Raw genomic sequence first — 15,922 nt, 5'->3', positions numbered from 1 at the left:
CTCCGTACCGGCCCTCGCGGGCATCCGTACGGGGCCGTGGGCCCGCGTGCGGCCGCCCCGGCGGTGTACCCCGCAGCCCGTCGAGCGGCTTGCGGTACCCTGAGCCCATGCGAACCGTGCGCCTGCTCCTTAGCCGGCCGCGCTGACCAGGACCGGCTGCGCCCTCGGGCGGTGCCGGAGTCGGCGTGGCGTCCCCTCCTGCGAGGGGATTTTTTGTTTTCCGCCCCCGACCCCGTCCCGGGCCGGGTTTCCGGGCCGGCCGCCTGTGCGGTTCGCCAACTGACATCGATGGAGCTTGAAGGACCATGAGCGAGACGACCCCTGCGTCCGGCGCGGCCGAGACCGCGACCGAGCCGTTCCGGTACAGCGCCGCGCTGGCGGCGGAGATCGAGTCCCGCTGGCAGGACATCTGGGAGAAGGAGGGCACGTTCCACGCCCCCAACCCCACCGGTGCGCTGGCCGACCCGGCGGCCGGCGACGTCGCCGCGAAGCCGCACAGCTTCATCATGGACATGTTCCCGTACCCCTCGGGCGCGGGCCTGCACGTCGGCCACCCGCTGGGCTACATCGCCACCGACGTCTTCGCCCGCTACCAGCGGATGACGGGCCACAACGTGCTGCACACGCTGGGCTACGACGCCTTCGGCCTGCCCGCCGAGCAGTACGCGGTGCAGACCGGCACCCACCCGCGGGTCTCCACCGAGGCCAACATCGCCAACATGCGCCAGCAGCTGCGCCGGCTGGGCCTGGGCCACGACCCGCGCCGCTCGATCTCCACGATCGACCCGGAGTACTACCGCTGGACCCAGTGGATCTTCCTGCAGATCTTCAACTCCTGGTACGACGAGGACGCCCGCAAGGCCCGCCCGATCACCGAGCTGGTCGCCGACTTCGAGTCCGGCGCGCGTGAGGTCCCGGGCGGTCGCGCCTGGGCCGAGCTGTCCGGCGCCGAGCGCGACGAGGTGCTGGGCGAGTACCGGCTGGCCTACGCCAAGGAGGTGCCGGTCAACTGGTGCCCCGGCCTGGGCACCGTGCTGGCCAACGAGGAGGTCACCGCGGACGGCCGCTCCGAGCGCGGCAACTTCCCGGTGTTCAAGTCCAACCTGCGCCAGTGGATGATGCGCATCACCGCGTACTCGGACCGGCTGATCGAGGACCTGGACCTGCTGGACTGGCCCGAGGCCATCAAGCTGCAGCAGCGCAACTGGATCGGGCGCTCCGAGGGCGCCCGGGTCGACTTCTCCGTCGACGGCGGGAAGATCACCGTCTTCACCACCCGGCCCGACACCCTGTTCGGCGCCACCTACATGGTGCTGGCCCCCGAACACGACCTGGTCGACTCCATCGTCCCCGCCGCCTGGCCCGAGGGCGTGCCCACCGAGTGGACCGGCGGCGCCGCGACCCCCGCCGAGGCCGTCGCCGCCTACCGCGCCACGGCCGCCGCCAAGTCGGACGTCGAGCGACAGGTCGAGGCCAAGGTCAAGACCGGTGTCTTCACCGGCGCCTACGCCGTCAACCCGGTCAGCGGCGAGTCCGTGCCGGTCTTCATCGCCGACTACGTGCTGATGGGCTACGGCACCGGCGCCATCATGGCCGTCCCCGCCCACGACCACCGCGACTTCGCGTTCGCCCGCGCCTTCGCGCTGCCGATGCGCTGCGTCGTCGAGCCGACGGACGGGCGCGGCTCCGACCCGGCCGAGTGGGACGACGCGTTCGACACCTACGACTCCGTCATCGTCAACTCGGCCCGCTCCGAAGGCGATCTGTCGCTGTCCCTGGACGGGCTGAGCGTCGTCGAGGCGAAGGCCCACGTCACCGCCTGGCTGGCCGAGCGCGGCATCGGCGAGGGCACCGTCAACTACCGCCTGCGCGACTGGCTGTTCAGCCGCCAGCGGTACTGGGGCGAGCCCTTCCCGATCGTCTACGACGAGGACGGCGTCATGCACGCGCTGCCCGAGTCGATGCTGCCGGTCGAGGTCCCCGAGGTCGACGACTACTCGCCGCGCACCTACGACGCGTACGACGCCTCCTCCTCGCCGGAGACCCCGCTGTCGCGCAACGAGGCCTGGGTCAACGTCGAACTGGACCTGGGCGACGGCGTCAGGAAGTACCGCCGCGAGACCAACACCATGCCCAACTGGGCCGGTTCCTGCTGGTACGAGCTGCGCTACGTCGACCCGTCGAACTCCGCGGCGGTCGTCGACCCGGCCAACGAGCGGTACTGGCTGGGCCCGACGGAGACCAAGCCGGCCGGTGGCGCCGACCTGTACGTCGGCGGCGCCGAGCACGCCGTGCTGCACCTGCTGTACGCGCGCTTCTGGCACAAGGTGCTGCACGACCTGGGCCACGTCTCGTCCGTCGAGCCGTTCCACAAGCTGTTCAACCAGGGCATGATCACCGCCGACGTCTACCGCGACGAGCGCGGCTTCCCGGTGCCCGCCGCCGAGGTCGAGGAGCGCGACGGCCAGTACTTCTGGCAGGGCGAGCCGGTCAAGCGCGAGGCCGGGAAGATGGGCAAGTCCCTGAAGAACGCCGTCGCGCCGGACGACATCGCCGACGAGTACGGCGCCGACACCCTGCGCCTGTACGAGATGTCGATGGGCCCGCTGGACGTCTCCCGCCCCTGGGACACCCGCGCCGTCGTCGGCTCGTACCGCTTCCTGCAGCGCCTGTGGCGCAACATCGTCTCGGAGACCACCGGCGAGCTGGTCGTCACCGAGGAGGAGGCGGACGAGGCGACGCTGCGCGCCCTGCACAAGGCGATCGACGGCATCCGCGGCGACATGTCCGGGCTGCGCTTCAACACGGCCGTCGCCAAGGCCATCGAGCTGAACAACTACCTGGTCAAGCGCGGTTCCACGCCGCGGACGGTGGCCGAGCAGCTGGTGCTGATGGTCGCGCCGCTGGCCCCGCACATCGCGGAGGAGCTGTGGCGCCGCCTGGGCCACGGCGACTCGCTGGCGCACACCGACTACCCGGTCGCCGACCCGGCGTACGTGGTCGACGAGACGGTGACCTGCGTGGTCCAGATCAAGGGCAAGGTCAAGGCGCGGCTGGAGGTCTCGCCGGGCATCTCGGACGCCGAGCTGGAGGCGCTGGCGCTGGCGGAGCCGGTGGTCGTCGCGGCGATCGGCGGGGCCGAGGTGCGGAAGGTGATCGCGCGGGCGCCGAAGCTGGTGAACATCGTCACCGGCTGAGTGCGGTCGTTGCCGCGGGGCTCTCGCGGGGTTCTCGCGGGGGGTTCTCGTGGGAGCTGCTCCCCGCAGGGGTCGTGCGGGGGCTGCCGCAGGGGCTCCTGAGGGGCTCTTGCGGGAGTTCTGTGGAGCTCTTGCCGGGCTTGATCGGGCGGGTGTCCTTCGGGGCGCCCGCCCGTCCGGCGTTTCACGGGGCGTGCCAGAGGGGTGTCCCACGGGGGTGTTCCACGGGGGCGCGAGGGGTGCTCGCGGGGGCGTTCGCCGTGGTCGGGGCCCTCGGGGAGATCCCGGATCTGACCCTGATCTCCGTCTGCGGGGGCCGCTCGAGCTGCCCTCGGGCGGCTTCCGGAGGCTACCGTGGAACCCTCGGCGATGCGGCCCGCGTTGGGCCCGGTGGGGGCCGGAACGACGGCGGAAGGTGGCGCGCGATGGACGTGTTCGGCGTGATGATCGGCCTGGTCCTGCTCATCGGGGTCGCGGTGATGGCGCTGGCCGTGGTCGGCACCGTCAAGGCCGCCAAGGCCGTCGGCGCGAAGATCGAGAAGCACGAGGCCAACGCCCGTCGGGCCGTGCAGACCGCCACCCTCAAGGCGAAGAAGTACACCACGGTCGGCCCGGCCGCGCAGATCGCCTCCGTCCGGCTCGGCCTGCGGACCTCGCTCGACGGCACCCGGCAGGTGCTGGAGAGCGGCCTCGCACAGGACGGCCAGCTCGGCGAGTCGCTGGCCCTGCTGAAGCGGCTCGACGAGCACGCCGCCGAGCTCGACGGCGAGCTGCGGATGCTGGAGCGCGAACCCGACACCGCGCGGATCGCCGTCAAGCTGCCCCAGCTGCGCGAGCGGGCCGAGCGGATCACCCACTCGGCGGAGACCATGCGCTGGGCCGCGCAGGACCGGATGCACCGGTTCGCGGAGGACGAGCTGAGCCGGCTGAGCCAGGAGTGCGAGAGCGAGGCGGGGGCGCTGCGGCACTGGGTCGCGGGGGGCGGTTCCTCCGGGGGCGCCTCGGGTGGCTCGGGTGCCGGGCGTACGTCGGGGGCCGCGCGCTCTTCGGGGTCCGCGGGTGCGGCGGGTACGGCAGGGTCCGCGGGGGGTGCGGCGGGGTCCGCGGGGGGTGCGGCTCGGGCCGGTCTGACCGACGGGAAGGGGCGTCCGAGCGCGGAGGAGCTGCTCGGGCTCGCCGATCCGCTGGCCAAGCTGGCGCAGCGGCTGCGCAAGCCCTCGGCCGGGCCTTCGACGGGGCCCTCGGCGGGCTGAGCCGGCGGCGCGTCACGAGGCCTTCGGCCGACGGTTCGACCGACGTTCGACCGAGGCTTTCGACCGGTGCGGGGCCCGGCACCGCCGTCCCGGACCAGGCGCTGTCCTCCCGGACCGACGGGGAGTAACCTCCGGCTCATGCCCTCCGACCTCGCGCTTGTCACCGATTCCACGGCCTATCTGCCGCAGGAGGCCCTCGACCGGCACGGGATCACGGTGGTCCCGCTGAGCGTCGCGGTCGGTGACTCCGTCCTGAGCGAGGGCGTCGAGATCTCCCCGAAGGACGTCGCCGAGGCGCTGCGCGGCAAGCAGCGGGTGACCACCTCCCGGCCGAACCCGGAGGCCTTCGCCGCCACCTACCGGGCCGCCGCCGAGGCCGGGGCGAAGGGGATCGTCTCGGTGCACATCTCCGGCGAACTGTCCGGCACCGTCGAGGCCGCCCGGCTGGCCGCCGCCGAGGCGCCCGTACCGGTGCGGGTGGTGGACAGCCGACTGGTCGGGATGGCGCTCGGGTACGGGGTGCTGTCGGCGGCCGAGGCCGTCGCGGCCGGACAAGGCCTGGCGGAGGCGGCCGAGGCGGCCGTACGGCGGGCGGCCGGGACCAGCGGGTTCTTCTACGTCGACACCCTGGAACACCTGCGCCGGGGCGGTCGGATCGGAGCGGCGCGGGCGCTGCTCGGCTCGGCCCTGGCGGTCAAGCCGCTGCTGCACCTGGACGGTGGGCGGATCGAACCGCTGGAGAAGGTGCGGACGGCGTCGCGGGCGATCGCGCGGCTGGAGGAGATCGCGGTCGAGCGGTCGGGGGAGCGGGAGGTCGACATCACCGTGCACCACCTGGCGGCGGAGGACCGGGCCGAACCGCTCGCGGAGCGGCTGCGGGCCCGGGTGCCGGGGCTGCGGGAGCTGTACGTGGGCGAGGTGGGGGCGGTGATCGGCGCGCACGTCGGGCCGGGGCTGCTGGCGGTGGTGGTCGCGCCGCGCTGAGGCGGGCGGTGCTGGTGGTGGGGGCCTGTCGGCCGGCTGGGTCGGTCGGCCTGGTGGCGGGTGGGCCGTCGGTGGGGGCGTCGGTGGGCCCGTTGGCCGCTCGGTCAACTTCGGAGAGTCCTGTCCACTCTTGTGAGTGAGGCTTTTTGTCCACAACCCCCGGGTTATCCACAGGGTTTCGCCAATTTCCGCGCGCTCGCCCGAGGACTCCTACCGTCCTCGGCATGACGACCATGAGCCTGGGCGCGGCGAAGCGCCACGCGATCAACGAGACGGTGCGGCTGCGGATGGCCGCGCTGCTGCCGGTGGGAGACGAACCGGAGGGCAGCTCGGCCGGCGGTTCGCCCGGGGCGGCCTCGCCGCCGACGGGGGTGCGGGCTGCGGCCGACACAGGGTCGCCTCCGTCGATGTCACCGTCGATGTCGCCGTCGGCGGTGCCGTTGGCGTCAGCGGTACCGGCCGGAATGCCGGTTTCGCCGGATGGGGGCGGCCTGCCGGGCCCGGGCGAAGCCGTGCAGCCAGCGGAGGCCGGGGCACATCCGCGGCCCCGTTCGTTCCCCTCGTTCCCCTCGTTCGCCTCGGCGCTGGCGCTCGACCGGCGTGCGGTGGCCGGGCTGGCCATCCTGCTGCTGTTCGCGGTCGGCTACGCCGTGCAGCACTTCTGGCTGGCCCGCCCGCAGGCGATCGCGGTGCCCGCGCTGGCGGCGGTCGCGGCACCGGCGGGGTCCGATTCGTCAATCCCCGCCGACGCCTCCGCCGCCGATTCCAGGGCCGGGCCCGCGCCCGGAGCCTCGGCCGTCCCCGGTGCCGGGGCGGCGGCCGTCGTCGTGGACGTCGGCGGGCGGGTCCACCTCCCCGGCCTCCACACCCTGCCCGGCGGCTCCCGGGTGGCCGATGCGCTACGGGCGGCAGGCGGTCCACTGCCGGACACGGACACCCGAAGCCTCAACCTGGCCCGATTCCTGACGGACGGCGAGCAGATCCTGGTCGGAGAACAGCAGCCCGCTCCCGCCCCGGCCGCCGTGAGCGGAAGCGGAGCTCCTGGGCCCGCCGCACCCCGACCACCCGTCAGCCTCAACCGCGCCACGCTCGAACAGCTCGACTCCCTGCCCGGCGTCGGCCCCACTCTCGCCCAGCGCATCCTCGCCTACCGCACCTCGCACGGCTCCTTCCGCTCCCTCGACCAACTCCGGCAGGTCAGCGGCATCGGCGCCCGCACGTACGCGGAACTCCGCCCGCTGCTGACCCTCTGACGCTTCCACCGCTGTCGCCCCCGCACGCTCCCCCTGCCCGCTCTCCCCTGCCCGCTTCCCCAGCCATCGAAGGGAGGTACCGCCGTGTCCGTCGCCACCATGCCGGTCGGTCCGGCCGCCGCGCCCCGCTCTCCGGGAGCCGACTTCCGGCTGCTGCTGCCCGCCGTCTCGGCCTGGGCGGTCACGGCGGCGCTCCTACGGCTGGAACCGGGGTGCGAGCCCCTCGTCCTCACCGCGGCCGGCACTGCCGCGCTCGCGGCCGTCCTGCTGCTCACCCGGCCGGGGGCCCTGCGCCGGCGCGGGGCCGCGGCGACGTTGGCCGCCGTCCTGCTCACGGGCGCGGCAGCCGCGATCGCCACCCCGCTGCACACCGCCGACCTTCACCGCGGGCCACTACCGGCGCTCGCCCGCGCGTCCACGGCCGCCGGACCACGAGCGCCGGGCGCGTCCGCCCCGGTGGTGGACGTGGAGCTGACCGTCGCCGGGGATCCGAAGATCCACACCTCCCGGGGCGGCACCGTCGGTGGGCAGCGGCTCCTCACCGTGGACGCGGTGGCCGACCGCGTCACCCTCCTCCCGGACGGGCGGAGCACCCGTACGCGCACGCCGGTGACCGTCATGGCCCGAGGGGCGGAGAGCGAGCCCTGGCAGCGGCTGCTCCCGTCCCAGCGGCTGGCCACGGAGGCCGAGGTACGGCCGGCGGGGGAGGGCCACGACAGCGAGTCTGCCGCACTGCTGGTCGTCCACGGGCCGCCCCGGCAGCTGGCTCCGCCGAGCCTGGCGCAGCGGATCGCAGGCCGGCTGCGCGAAGGCCTGCGCGCGGCCACCGACGGGCTTCCCGAGGACGCGCGCGGACTCCTCCCGGGGCTGGTCGTCGGGGACACCTCTCGGCTGCCCGACGACCTCGACGACGCCTTCCGGGCCACCGACCTGGTCCACCTGGTCGCGGTCAGCGGGGCCAACCTGGCGATCGTCCTGGGTGCGCTGCTGGGCGCGCCCGGGCGGGCCGGAACCCCGGAGCGGCGCGGGCTGGCCGCGGTGTTGGGGCTGTCGCTGCGCACCGGCGCGCTGCTGGGCACCGCGCTGACGCTGGCCTTCGTCACCGTCTGCCGTCCTGAGCCCAGCGTGCTGCGGGCAGCCGGGACGGGGCTGATCGGCATGCTGGCCCTGGCCACCGGCCGTCCCCGCAAGGCGGTGCCCGCGCTCGCCGGAGCGGTCCTGGTGCTGGTCCTGCTGGACCCGTTCCTGGCGCGCTCGTTCGGCTTCCTGCTCTCGGTGCTCGCCACCGCCGGGCTGCTCGTCCTCGGACCGCACTGGGCCGAGGCCCTGCGGGCCCGGCGCTGGCCGCACCACCTGGCGGGCGCGCTGGCGGCAGCGGCGGCCGCCCAGGCGCTGTGCGCTCCGGTGACGGTGGTGCTGTCCGGGCACATCAGCCTGGTCGGCATCCCCTGCAACCTGTTGGCCGAGTTGGCGGTGGCCCCGGCGACACTGCTCGGATTCGGGGTGCTCGCCCTGCAACCGCTCTTTCCGGCCCTGGCCCGTCTGCTCGCGGAACCGGCCGGGGTGCCGGCCGGTTGGCTCGCCCTGGTGGCGCGCCGCGGCGCCGAAGTGCCGGGCGGCCAACTGGCCTGGCCGGGAGGGTGGTTCGGAACGGCGACGGTCGCGCTGGCCGTCCTGGCGGCCTGCTGGGCGGCGCCGCTCCTGCTGCCCCGGCGGTCGGAGCCGGGAAGTCCCGCGCCCAGGCGGCGCTGGGCGCGGGCCCTGGTGACGGGGGCACTGACGGCGGTCCTGCTGGCTGTGCTGCTGCGCCCGCCACAACTCACCCGGATCGCCACCGGCTGGCCACCGCCGGGGTGGCGACTGGTGGTGTGCGACGTCGGGCAGGGAGACATGTTGGCCCTGTCGACCGGGGTGCCGGACAGCGCGGTGGTGATCGATGCCGGGCCGGATCCGAACGCCGCGGACAGATGCCTGCGCGATCTCGGCATCACGGCGGTGCCCTTACTGCTGTTGACGCACTTTCACGCCGACCACGTCGAGGGCGTCCCGGGCGTGTTGCGGGGCCGCAGGGTCGGCGCGGTCGAGGGCACCACGCTGGACGACCCACCGGGCGAGGCCGCCCGGGTGGCGGGTTGGGTCGCAGGCGCCGGTCTCCGATTGCTCAGAGCCGGTCGGGGTGAACGGCGGTCGGCCGGCCACGAGTTGGCCTGGGAGGTGCTGTGGCCCGTCCCCGACGCGGCCGTCGAAGCACCGGGCCCGAACAACGCAAGCGTCGCATTGATGGTGTCACTGACAGGAGGACTACGGATGGCACTGCTCGGAGATCTCGAACCGCAGGCCCAGTCGGCACTGTTGGGCCGGGTGGGGAGAGTGGACGTCATGAAGGTGGCGCATCACGGATCGGCCCACCAGGACTGGGACTTGGCGGGCGCCCTGCGGCCCCGGCTGGCCCTGGTCTCCTGCGGTGAGGGCAACCCGTACGGCCACCCGTCCCCGAGGACGGTCGACCACCTGCGCGCACTCGGCGCCACCGTGCTGCGGACCGACCGGGAGGGGGACATCGCGGTGACGGGCGACTCCCCGGCCACCCTCGGCGCCGCCGTCCACCCCCAGCCCACCCACGCGGCCCGCCACCCGCGCAGCCACGGCGGGCCCGGCGGGAACAGCGGGAACGGCGGGCATTCCCGTGAAGCCCACACCCCCGAAGCCCAAGCCCTCACCCCCGCCCACCCTGGGCAGACCCCTGCCGCCCCCCGAGCCCCGCCCCAGTGACCCCCGCGCTCTCCTCCTCCCACCAACCACGTGGGGCAGGGAATGGGGTAGGGGGTTGTGGGAGGAGGGGAGAGGAGCGGGAGCGGGGCCAGCAGAAACGTTCCGGCGCGCTCCGGGCCTGCCCGGAGCGCGCCGGAGAAATGCCACATGCGGACGCTGATCAGTCAGGGCTACGGTTCCCGGCCCGCGGCGGCACCCACGACCTGCTGGACTTCGAGACAGCCCGGACGGTCGCAGAGCACCTCAGCGAAGTGCACGAAGCCATCGACAGCGGCGAAGGTGTCTCCGGCCCGGCAGCCTGCCGCCTGATCCACGCTGCGACTCAGGAACACCATCGCTTCGGCGGCATGATCGCCACCGTCCGGCAGTCCCGCAGCCTGCTGGCCGACCCCACCTTGAACGTCTTCGAAAACAAGGAGGCCTTCCTGTTCTGCAACTACGACCGGGCCAAGGCCCTTTGCCATCCCGGCCGGGGCGGCAAGCGTGTCCAGCTGGGCTACTCTCGGCCTAACCCCCTTTGATTCGCGGGCCGGTCTAGCTTGGGCGAGGCGCTATCGGTCGGGCGCGTTCGAGGAGTTCGCGGACGTGGGGGTTGCGGTGGTGCGGCTGGGTCGCGGAGAGCATGGTGCGGATGCGGTCGTCGGCCCGGCCGGACTGGACGTGGGGGAAGTCGTCCAGGGCGAGGTTCCAGTTCTGGACGGCCTCCTCCAGCCGACCAGCTTGGAACTGCCATTCGGCGAGCATCGCCCGGTGGCGGACGCGGGCCCGGCGGTACACCGTGGGTCGGACCCTCTCGGAGTGCTGGAGCGCGCGAATCGCGCCTTCGCGGTCGCCGAGCTCGTAGTTGACCTGGGCAATGTGGTACGAGAGCGAGGCCGGGTCGTAGGAGCCGTGGGCCTTGGCCTTGGACTCGGCCTGCTCCATGGCGACTTCGGCCACGCGGAGCATGGCGAGCGCTCCGGCACGGTCACCGGTCTAGGCGAGGGCGTGGGCCTGTTGGCCGGCGAGGAAGGCCCGCATGCGAGGTCCGGCCTCGGGTGAGGCGGCCGCGGCGGCGTTCGCGTACCGCAACGCCGGAACACCGTGGCCGAGTTCGACGGCCTGGACGCTCATGCCGCGCAGGGTGGTGCAGTAGGTGAGGTGGTCGCCGGCGGCGAGCGCGAGCTCCAGGGCCTTGGTGTAGTAGGCCTGACCGAGCGGGTCGAGACGTTCGTCCACAGCCATGTAGCCGGTCAGGTAGAGGTGGTCGGCGGCGGCGGACAGCATCGCCTTGCGCACCTCGTCGTCGGCGGTGGCTTTCAGGTGCGGCACGATGTTGTTGACCATGAACGCGGCGGCCATCGGGCGGGCGGTCCGGCCGCCGAACTGGTCGTCCAGCTCGCTGATGCGCTCGGTCATGGCGATCACGGCCTCGACCTCGGCCATGCCGATCCTGGTGTGCGGGTCGGCCTTCAACCGCTCGAACCGCCCGATGACGTCCGGCCAGCCCGGAATGGTGAGGGCGACCGAGTACAGGCCCGCCCCGAGTACGCCCCTGCGCGATGGGTCCATGTCCATGCTCCCGAGGTCGATCAGCCCAGCCACCGTATCCCCGGACTGGGCCTGAACGTCAGGCCGATCGGCGAAGCCCGCCTCGAACGCGGTGACGGGCCGGCGCAGGCGGCGGGTCAGCGTCTCCAGGACAACCTTCTGGTACTTGGCCATGGGGCGGGTGCCCGAGAGCCAGTGTGAGACGGCGGATTCGTCGTACCGGAGCTTGTGCCCGGCCTCGGTTCCGGCTCGGTTGACCGCGCGGGCGAATTCGCCGTTGCTCGCCCACCGGCACTCGGCGACCAGTGCCGCGAGCTTGCTGTTGGGCGTCCGTTCGCGTGCTGCCATTGCCGCTCCCGCGTCAGGTTTCAAGGGTTTCAAGCGTCTGGGGTGCCTCTACCGTGTTCACGGCGAGCGCACGCCTGTTGACTCATTGTCAGGCCGAGCGAGAGCCCTCCCGAATGGGGGCTGCTTCGGCTCCACGATCGGCGGCATCGCCCACCTGTTCGTCCATTCCCAGGTGGCCGGTGCCGCTCTCCAGGCCAGTGCCGAAGGGTGCCCCACCGTGGTCGTGCATTCCCATGTCTTCTTCCTGACCAGAGATCCGCTCTCCGTGCCCGTCGCCCGCCGCAGGGTGCGGACCCGCATCGTCAGCTGGGGTGTCCTGCTCGACGAGGACGCCCGGCTCGCGTTGGACACGGTCACCTCCGAGCTGGTGACCAACGCCGTGCAGCACTCCGACCGGCCGATGCTCGCCGTCGCCGTCTACGTGAGCGTCCGGCTGCGGCGGGCCCTGGTCGAGGTCTACGACGGCTCGACCGCGTTGCCCCGACGCCGTCGGGCCGGTGCGGACGCGGAGAGCGGCCGCGGGCTGGAACTGGTCGAGTGCCTGGCCCTGGCGCACGGCGCGGAGCGGACCGAACGGGGCAAGCGAGTCTGGGCGGAGCTGGCCCTGCCCGAGCAGCTGGTGACCCGGCGCCAGGTCCTCGCCGGTCCGCGTCGCGCGGTCCGGGCCGTTCTCCGTGTGATCCCGCGTCCCGGGCGGTCTCCGATACGTCCGCCGTTCGCGCCCGGCAGTACCCGCCCTCGCACCGCTGCCTGAACAGGATCCGTCCGCAATGACCAGGGAAACCCGCCTCGAAGGGACCAGATCTGATGACCAGTGTGACCCGTGTTGGCGGGATCCTCGGCCGCCGTGGACTCCGCACCGGCATTGAGTGGTCCGCCCCCGGAGCCGCACGCGCCCGCGCCGCCCAGCTCATCGCCGAGCACCGCGCCCGTCACCAGGAGATCGTCCGCAACCCGCACCTGAGCACCGAGTGGGCCCGCGCGGCCGTCCGCGCCCCGCAGCTGCTGGCCGCCGTCCAGGACGTCATCGGGCCGGCCGTCGCGGTGGAGAACACCTTCCTCGTGGTGAAGTGGCCCCACCGCAGCTTCGAGATCCCCTGGCACCAGGACGGCATCGATGCCCGGGTCGAACTCGACCCCGACCGCTCGGTCTCCGCCTGGCTGGCCATCAGCGACGCCACCCTCGGCAATGGCTGCCTGCATGCTGTGGCCGGCTCGCACCAGTTCTGCTACCTGCCGTTCTCCTCCGAGGTCGAGAACGGCGCCGAGCGAGGCCGGGCCGACCAGGCGACCGGCTTCACCGCCGATGCCACGACCGCCCTGCCCCTACCGGCAGGGGCCGCCCTGCTGATGGACAGCCGCCTGCTGCACCGCTCCGGCACCAACACCAGCGACGGCGCCCGCGTCGGTCTGAACGTCCGCTACGTCGCCCCCGGCGGCATCCGCCGCCGCGACCCCCAGAGCCCCAGCCCCGACCCGATCAGCGGGCCGGGCTGGTAGCACCACCCAAGGGATCAACACCCCAGCGAGAGGAGCACAACGCCGTGACCATCCTCGAAGAGATCGCCACCCACGAGGACCTGGTGACCCGGGTCCGCGTCCTGACCGGGGAGGACGCCGCCGCGGTCCGCCGCGCCGACAAGACCCCGATCGCCAAGTCCGACTGCACCTACTACTGCCCCGACGCGGCCACCGCCGAGCGGTGCGTCCAGTCCCTGCGCGAGTCCGACGAGCGCCTGCGCAACCGCCCCGAGGAGCTCATGCTCTGGGACTGGCAGTGCACCTACTGGGAGGCCGAGCCCGGCAACCCCAACGGCGGCGGCACCGTCCTGCTCGGCGTTGCCTGGTACGACCGTGCGTTCTTCGACGACCGCCGCGACGCCTGGTTCGGCGCCATGCACCAGCGGATCTACAAGGAGCTCGGCATCCCGCTGGAGGACATCACCGTCACCCACTGGCAGCTGATCGCCAGCTGACCTGAGCACCACGAGCACACCGACCGGGCCCCGCATCGTGGGGCCCGGTCCATGCCCGTGCTCAGTCGCGGGCCGCAAGCTCCGGCACCGGCTCGACCTCCGGCAGCGACCGGCGTCCCCGCACCAGTGCCAGCACCAGTACGGCCCCCGTCCCGCCGACCACCGCCACCGCCAGGCCGCCAGCCAGGAACGCGGCCCTCGGACCGGTAGCGGCAAGCCCGGGGACGAACAGCATCGAAACCGTCCCGCAGGCGCGGATCACGGTCAGGTCCACCGTCAGTAGCCGCCTGCGAGCGGCCGGAGGGAACAGCGCAAAGTGCGTCGACAGCGCGATCTGCAAGAACGGCGACACCACCCCCGACAGCACGGACAGCGCCAGCAGCACCGGCAGCGACCCGGCCAGCCCGGTGCCGGCCAGCACCAGCCCGGACACCGACCACGCCCCGCAGTACACCGCCGTCAGCGGCGCCCGAAGCCGCACGTTCCCGGCCACCAGGTTGCCCGCCAGGGCGCCGGCGCCGGTACAGGCCAGCACCGCCGCGTAGGCAGAGGCCCCGACGCCGAGGCGGGTGGCCAGCAGCGCAGGCATCGCCAGCGAAACCGCCCCGGCGAAGATCCCGATCCCGTGCACGGCCAGCACCACCCCGGTGTCCGGATGGGTCCGCACCAGCGACCAGACGCTCGGCTGCGTCCCCACCGTCTGCGGCCCGGCCTGCGAGCCGACAGCAGTTGGCCGGACACGGGCGGCCAGCAGCACCAAGGCGAGGGCCGAGACGGCGAACGTCGCCGCGTCCACCCAGAACAGCCCGGCCAGCGGCATCACCCCCAGCAGCAACCCGGCCGCCCCGGGCCCGGCAATCCGGGCGATCCGGCCGGTCAGATCCATCAGCCCGCTGACGGCCTGGACCTCGCCCGGTCTGACCAGGTCCGGCACCATCGCGCCGAGGTTCGGGTCGAACAAGGCCCCACCAGCCCCCAGCAGAGCGGCCGAGGCGACCAGTCCCACCGTGCCGAACTCGGCCCACGCCCACGGCAGTGCGGTCACCAGGACCAGCCGTACCGCATCCACGACTGCCAGCGCCCGCAGCGACGCGAACCAATCCATCACCCGGCGCCCCACCGTGCCCAGCACGATGTACGGCAGCGACTCCGCGACGGCCACCAGTCCCATCGCCCCGGCGCCCGCGTGCTCCCACGCCATCCACATCACGGCCATCGCGTACAGCCGGTCACCGAACACCGACGCCGACTGCGCCCCCCAGAGCAGAAGCACAGGCCCACGCCGCAGCAACCGCACGTACCGCATGATCCACTCCACCCCAGGAAGCACGAAGTCCCGGCAGCGAGCCGCCACCGGGAACTCCCCACACCCTAGGGCAACTTGAAGCCCGGCCGATGCAGGCGCCCCGAGCATGGCGTCCCGTCGCCAGCGGCCACACCTCTCACTCGCATCCGGCCCCGGGACCGGGCAGGCTGGCCATCAGGAGACAGCCCGGACGGCGGCCATCCCGGAAGGACTTCCGTGCACCCTCTGATCACCGAGCTCGGCCTGGACGGCGACCCGAAGCTCCTGCACGAGCGACGCGGCACGACATTCTTCAAGGTGGGCGACACCGCTCTGAAGATCACCGATGGGCTGATGGCAGGCCGCGAAGGCCAGGTGCTCGAAGCCCTTGGAGCCGACCACTACCGGGCCCACGGCCGGTACGGAGACGGCACCTGGCTGGTCATGTGGTGGATCGACGGAACGAGCCTGTGGGACGCCCTGGAACCCGCCCACCGGGGCGACGACACCCCCGCCATCCGCCGCTCGATCATGGAGGCCGCAGCCAAGGCCGCCGAAGCACTCGCCGACCTGCACGCGGCCGGCTGGACCCACGGCGACCTCCAGCCCGACCACGTCGTCTTCGAGGACGACGCCGTACGGATCATCGACCTGGCCTGTGCCCAGGGGCCCGTCCCGGTGCCGTTCTACGTCCACCGCGGCGGCCTGGCCCACACCACCGCCCCGGAGGTCGCCGCCCTGATCATCGGCACCACCGACCACATCGTCACCACCCCCGAGGCGGACGTGTGGTCGCTGACGGCCTCCCTGTTCTGGTCCTGGACCCGCATCCCACCCACCGCCTACCGAGATCCCCAGGGTCGCCGTCCGGATCTCCTGGCCGACACCGCAGCCGGCCGACAGCACGACCTCACTATCGGGCGGCCTTGGCCTTTTCGCGGCTTTGAGGACGCCCTGCTCGCTGGTCTTGCCCACGACCCCCGGCAGCGGCCCTCCGCCAGTGCTCTGGCTCAGTTGCTCCGCGCCGCTACCGCCGAGCCCTCGGGGATCCTGCGCTCAAGCCCGAATACGCCATGACCTAAGTAGAGGCTGCCCTCAATTCGACGGTGAGGGCGGCCTGATCTGCGACGGCCAACCGCAAGCTCGCCGATCAGGCTGAGATCGCAGTTGCCGCCTCCAATAGCCTTGCTCTGAGAATCCGCTGACCAGTCGTGCGGCGCGAAGCCATGGGGGAACCGGTTGCGGGGGGGGGGGGGGGGGGGGGGGGGGGGGGGAGAGGAGGAGGGAAACACACCCTCGCGGAGGAGGGAGGGGGGGGGGAGGA

Annotated in this window: 11 protein-coding genes and 1 pseudogene; 10 read left to right on the top strand and 2 right to left on the bottom strand. The window is 73.0% G+C overall.

The genetic code is table 11. From position 1 onward, the window contains the following. The first annotated feature begins 305 nt into the window (after window positions 1–305). From leuS to ACZ5OX_RS04965, 6 genes are all read left to right on the top strand, one after another. A complete protein-coding gene (leuS, locus tag ACZ5OX_RS04990; protein WP_465628744.1) occupies window positions 306–3,197 on the top strand; it encodes a leucine--tRNA ligase in 2,892 nt (963 codons plus the stop codon). Window positions 3,198–3,622: 425 nt separating this feature from the next. Beyond that, complete coding sequence (locus ACZ5OX_RS04985) at window positions 3,623–4,450, top strand: hypothetical protein (protein ID WP_465628743.1); 828 nt, start codon at window positions 3,623–3,625, stop codon at window positions 4,448–4,450. Window positions 4,451–4,588: 138 nt separating this feature from the next. Continuing rightward, window positions 4,589–5,434 (top strand): DegV family protein, encoded by an 846-nt coding sequence (locus ACZ5OX_RS04980; protein WP_449791794.1) that lies wholly within the window; start codon window positions 4,589–4,591, stop codon window positions 5,432–5,434. 224 nt (window positions 5,435–5,658) lie between these two features. Next, complete coding sequence (locus ACZ5OX_RS04975) at window positions 5,659–6,687, top strand: helix-hairpin-helix domain-containing protein (RefSeq protein WP_465628742.1); 1,029 nt, start codon at window positions 5,659–5,661, stop codon at window positions 6,685–6,687. An 84-nt stretch (window positions 6,688–6,771) separates the two neighbouring features. Next, window positions 6,772–9,459: a ComEC/Rec2 family competence protein gene (locus ACZ5OX_RS04970; RefSeq protein ID WP_465628741.1), complete on the top strand. Its 2,688-nt coding sequence runs from the start codon at window positions 6,772–6,774 to the stop codon at window positions 9,457–9,459. A gap of 140 nt (window positions 9,460–9,599) precedes the next feature. Further along, window positions 9,600–9,980, top strand: a complete 381-nt coding sequence (locus ACZ5OX_RS04965) for a hypothetical protein (RefSeq protein ID WP_465628740.1) — start codon at window positions 9,600–9,602, stop codon at window positions 9,978–9,980. Between the two features lie 13 nt (window positions 9,981–9,993). On the opposite strand, the pseudogene ACZ5OX_RS04960 reads toward ACZ5OX_RS04965, so the two are convergent. After that, a pseudogene (locus tag ACZ5OX_RS04960) lies at window positions 9,994–11,337 on the bottom strand (tetratricopeptide repeat protein). A gap of 217 nt (window positions 11,338–11,554) precedes the next feature. Between ACZ5OX_RS04960 and ACZ5OX_RS04955 the strand changes: the two are divergent. From ACZ5OX_RS04955 to ACZ5OX_RS04945, 3 genes are read left to right on the top strand one after another with little or no spacing between them, the layout of a single operon-like run. Further along, on the top strand, window positions 11,555–12,091 hold the full coding sequence (locus tag ACZ5OX_RS04955) for an ATP-binding protein (RefSeq protein WP_465628739.1): 537 nt from the start codon (window positions 11,555–11,557) through the stop codon (window positions 12,089–12,091). Window positions 12,092–12,144: 53 nt separating this feature from the next. Continuing rightward, the gene (locus tag ACZ5OX_RS04950; RefSeq protein WP_465628738.1) at window positions 12,145–12,837 is read left to right on the top strand and encodes a phytanoyl-CoA dioxygenase family protein; all 693 of its coding nucleotides are present in this window, start codon (window positions 12,145–12,147) and stop codon (window positions 12,835–12,837) included. 44 nt (window positions 12,838–12,881) lie between these two features. Continuing rightward, window positions 12,882–13,313: a hypothetical protein gene (locus ACZ5OX_RS04945; RefSeq protein ID WP_465628737.1), complete on the top strand. Its 432-nt coding sequence runs from the start codon at window positions 12,882–12,884 to the stop codon at window positions 13,311–13,313. A 61-nt stretch (window positions 13,314–13,374) separates the two neighbouring features. On the opposite strand, the gene ACZ5OX_RS04940 is transcribed toward ACZ5OX_RS04945, so the two are convergent. Further along, on the bottom strand, window positions 13,375–14,586 hold the full coding sequence (locus tag ACZ5OX_RS04940; RefSeq protein ID WP_465628736.1) for an MFS transporter: 1,212 nt from the start codon (window positions 14,584–14,586) through the stop codon (window positions 13,375–13,377). A 249-nt stretch (window positions 14,587–14,835) separates the two neighbouring features. Here ACZ5OX_RS04940 and ACZ5OX_RS04935 point away from each other — a divergent pair, with 249 nt between their 5' ends. Continuing rightward, window positions 14,836–15,675, top strand: coding sequence for a protein kinase domain-containing protein (locus tag ACZ5OX_RS04935; RefSeq protein WP_465628735.1), 840 nt, complete (start codon window positions 14,836–14,838; stop codon window positions 15,673–15,675). The last annotated feature ends 247 nt before the right edge of the window (window positions 15,676–15,922 follow it).

The organism is Kitasatospora sp. NPDC032121, from assembly GCF_055580145.1.
The sequence above is the reverse complement of the archived record's forward strand: the minus strand, read 5'-3'. Positions and strand labels throughout refer to the sequence as shown.

Excerpts from the sequence above, each read along its gene's own strand:
- leuS (WP_465628744.1), top strand. The coding sequence starts at position 306 with ATGAGCGAGACGACCCCTGCGTCCGGCGCGGCCGAGACCGCGACCGAG.
- ACZ5OX_RS04985 (WP_465628743.1), top strand. The coding sequence starts at position 3,623 with ATGGACGTGTTCGGCGTGATGATCGGCCTGGTCCTGCTCATCGGGGTC.
- ACZ5OX_RS04980 (WP_449791794.1), top strand. The coding sequence starts at position 4,589 with ATGCCCTCCGACCTCGCGCTTGTCACCGATTCCACGGCCTATCTGCCG.
- ACZ5OX_RS04975 (WP_465628742.1), top strand. The coding sequence starts at position 5,659 with ATGACGACCATGAGCCTGGGCGCGGCGAAGCGCCACGCGATCAACGAG.
- ACZ5OX_RS04965 (WP_465628740.1), top strand. The coding sequence starts at position 9,600 with ATGCCACATGCGGACGCTGATCAGTCAGGGCTACGGTTCCCGGCCCGC.
- ACZ5OX_RS04950 (WP_465628738.1), top strand. The coding sequence starts at position 12,145 with ATGACCAGTGTGACCCGTGTTGGCGGGATCCTCGGCCGCCGTGGACTC.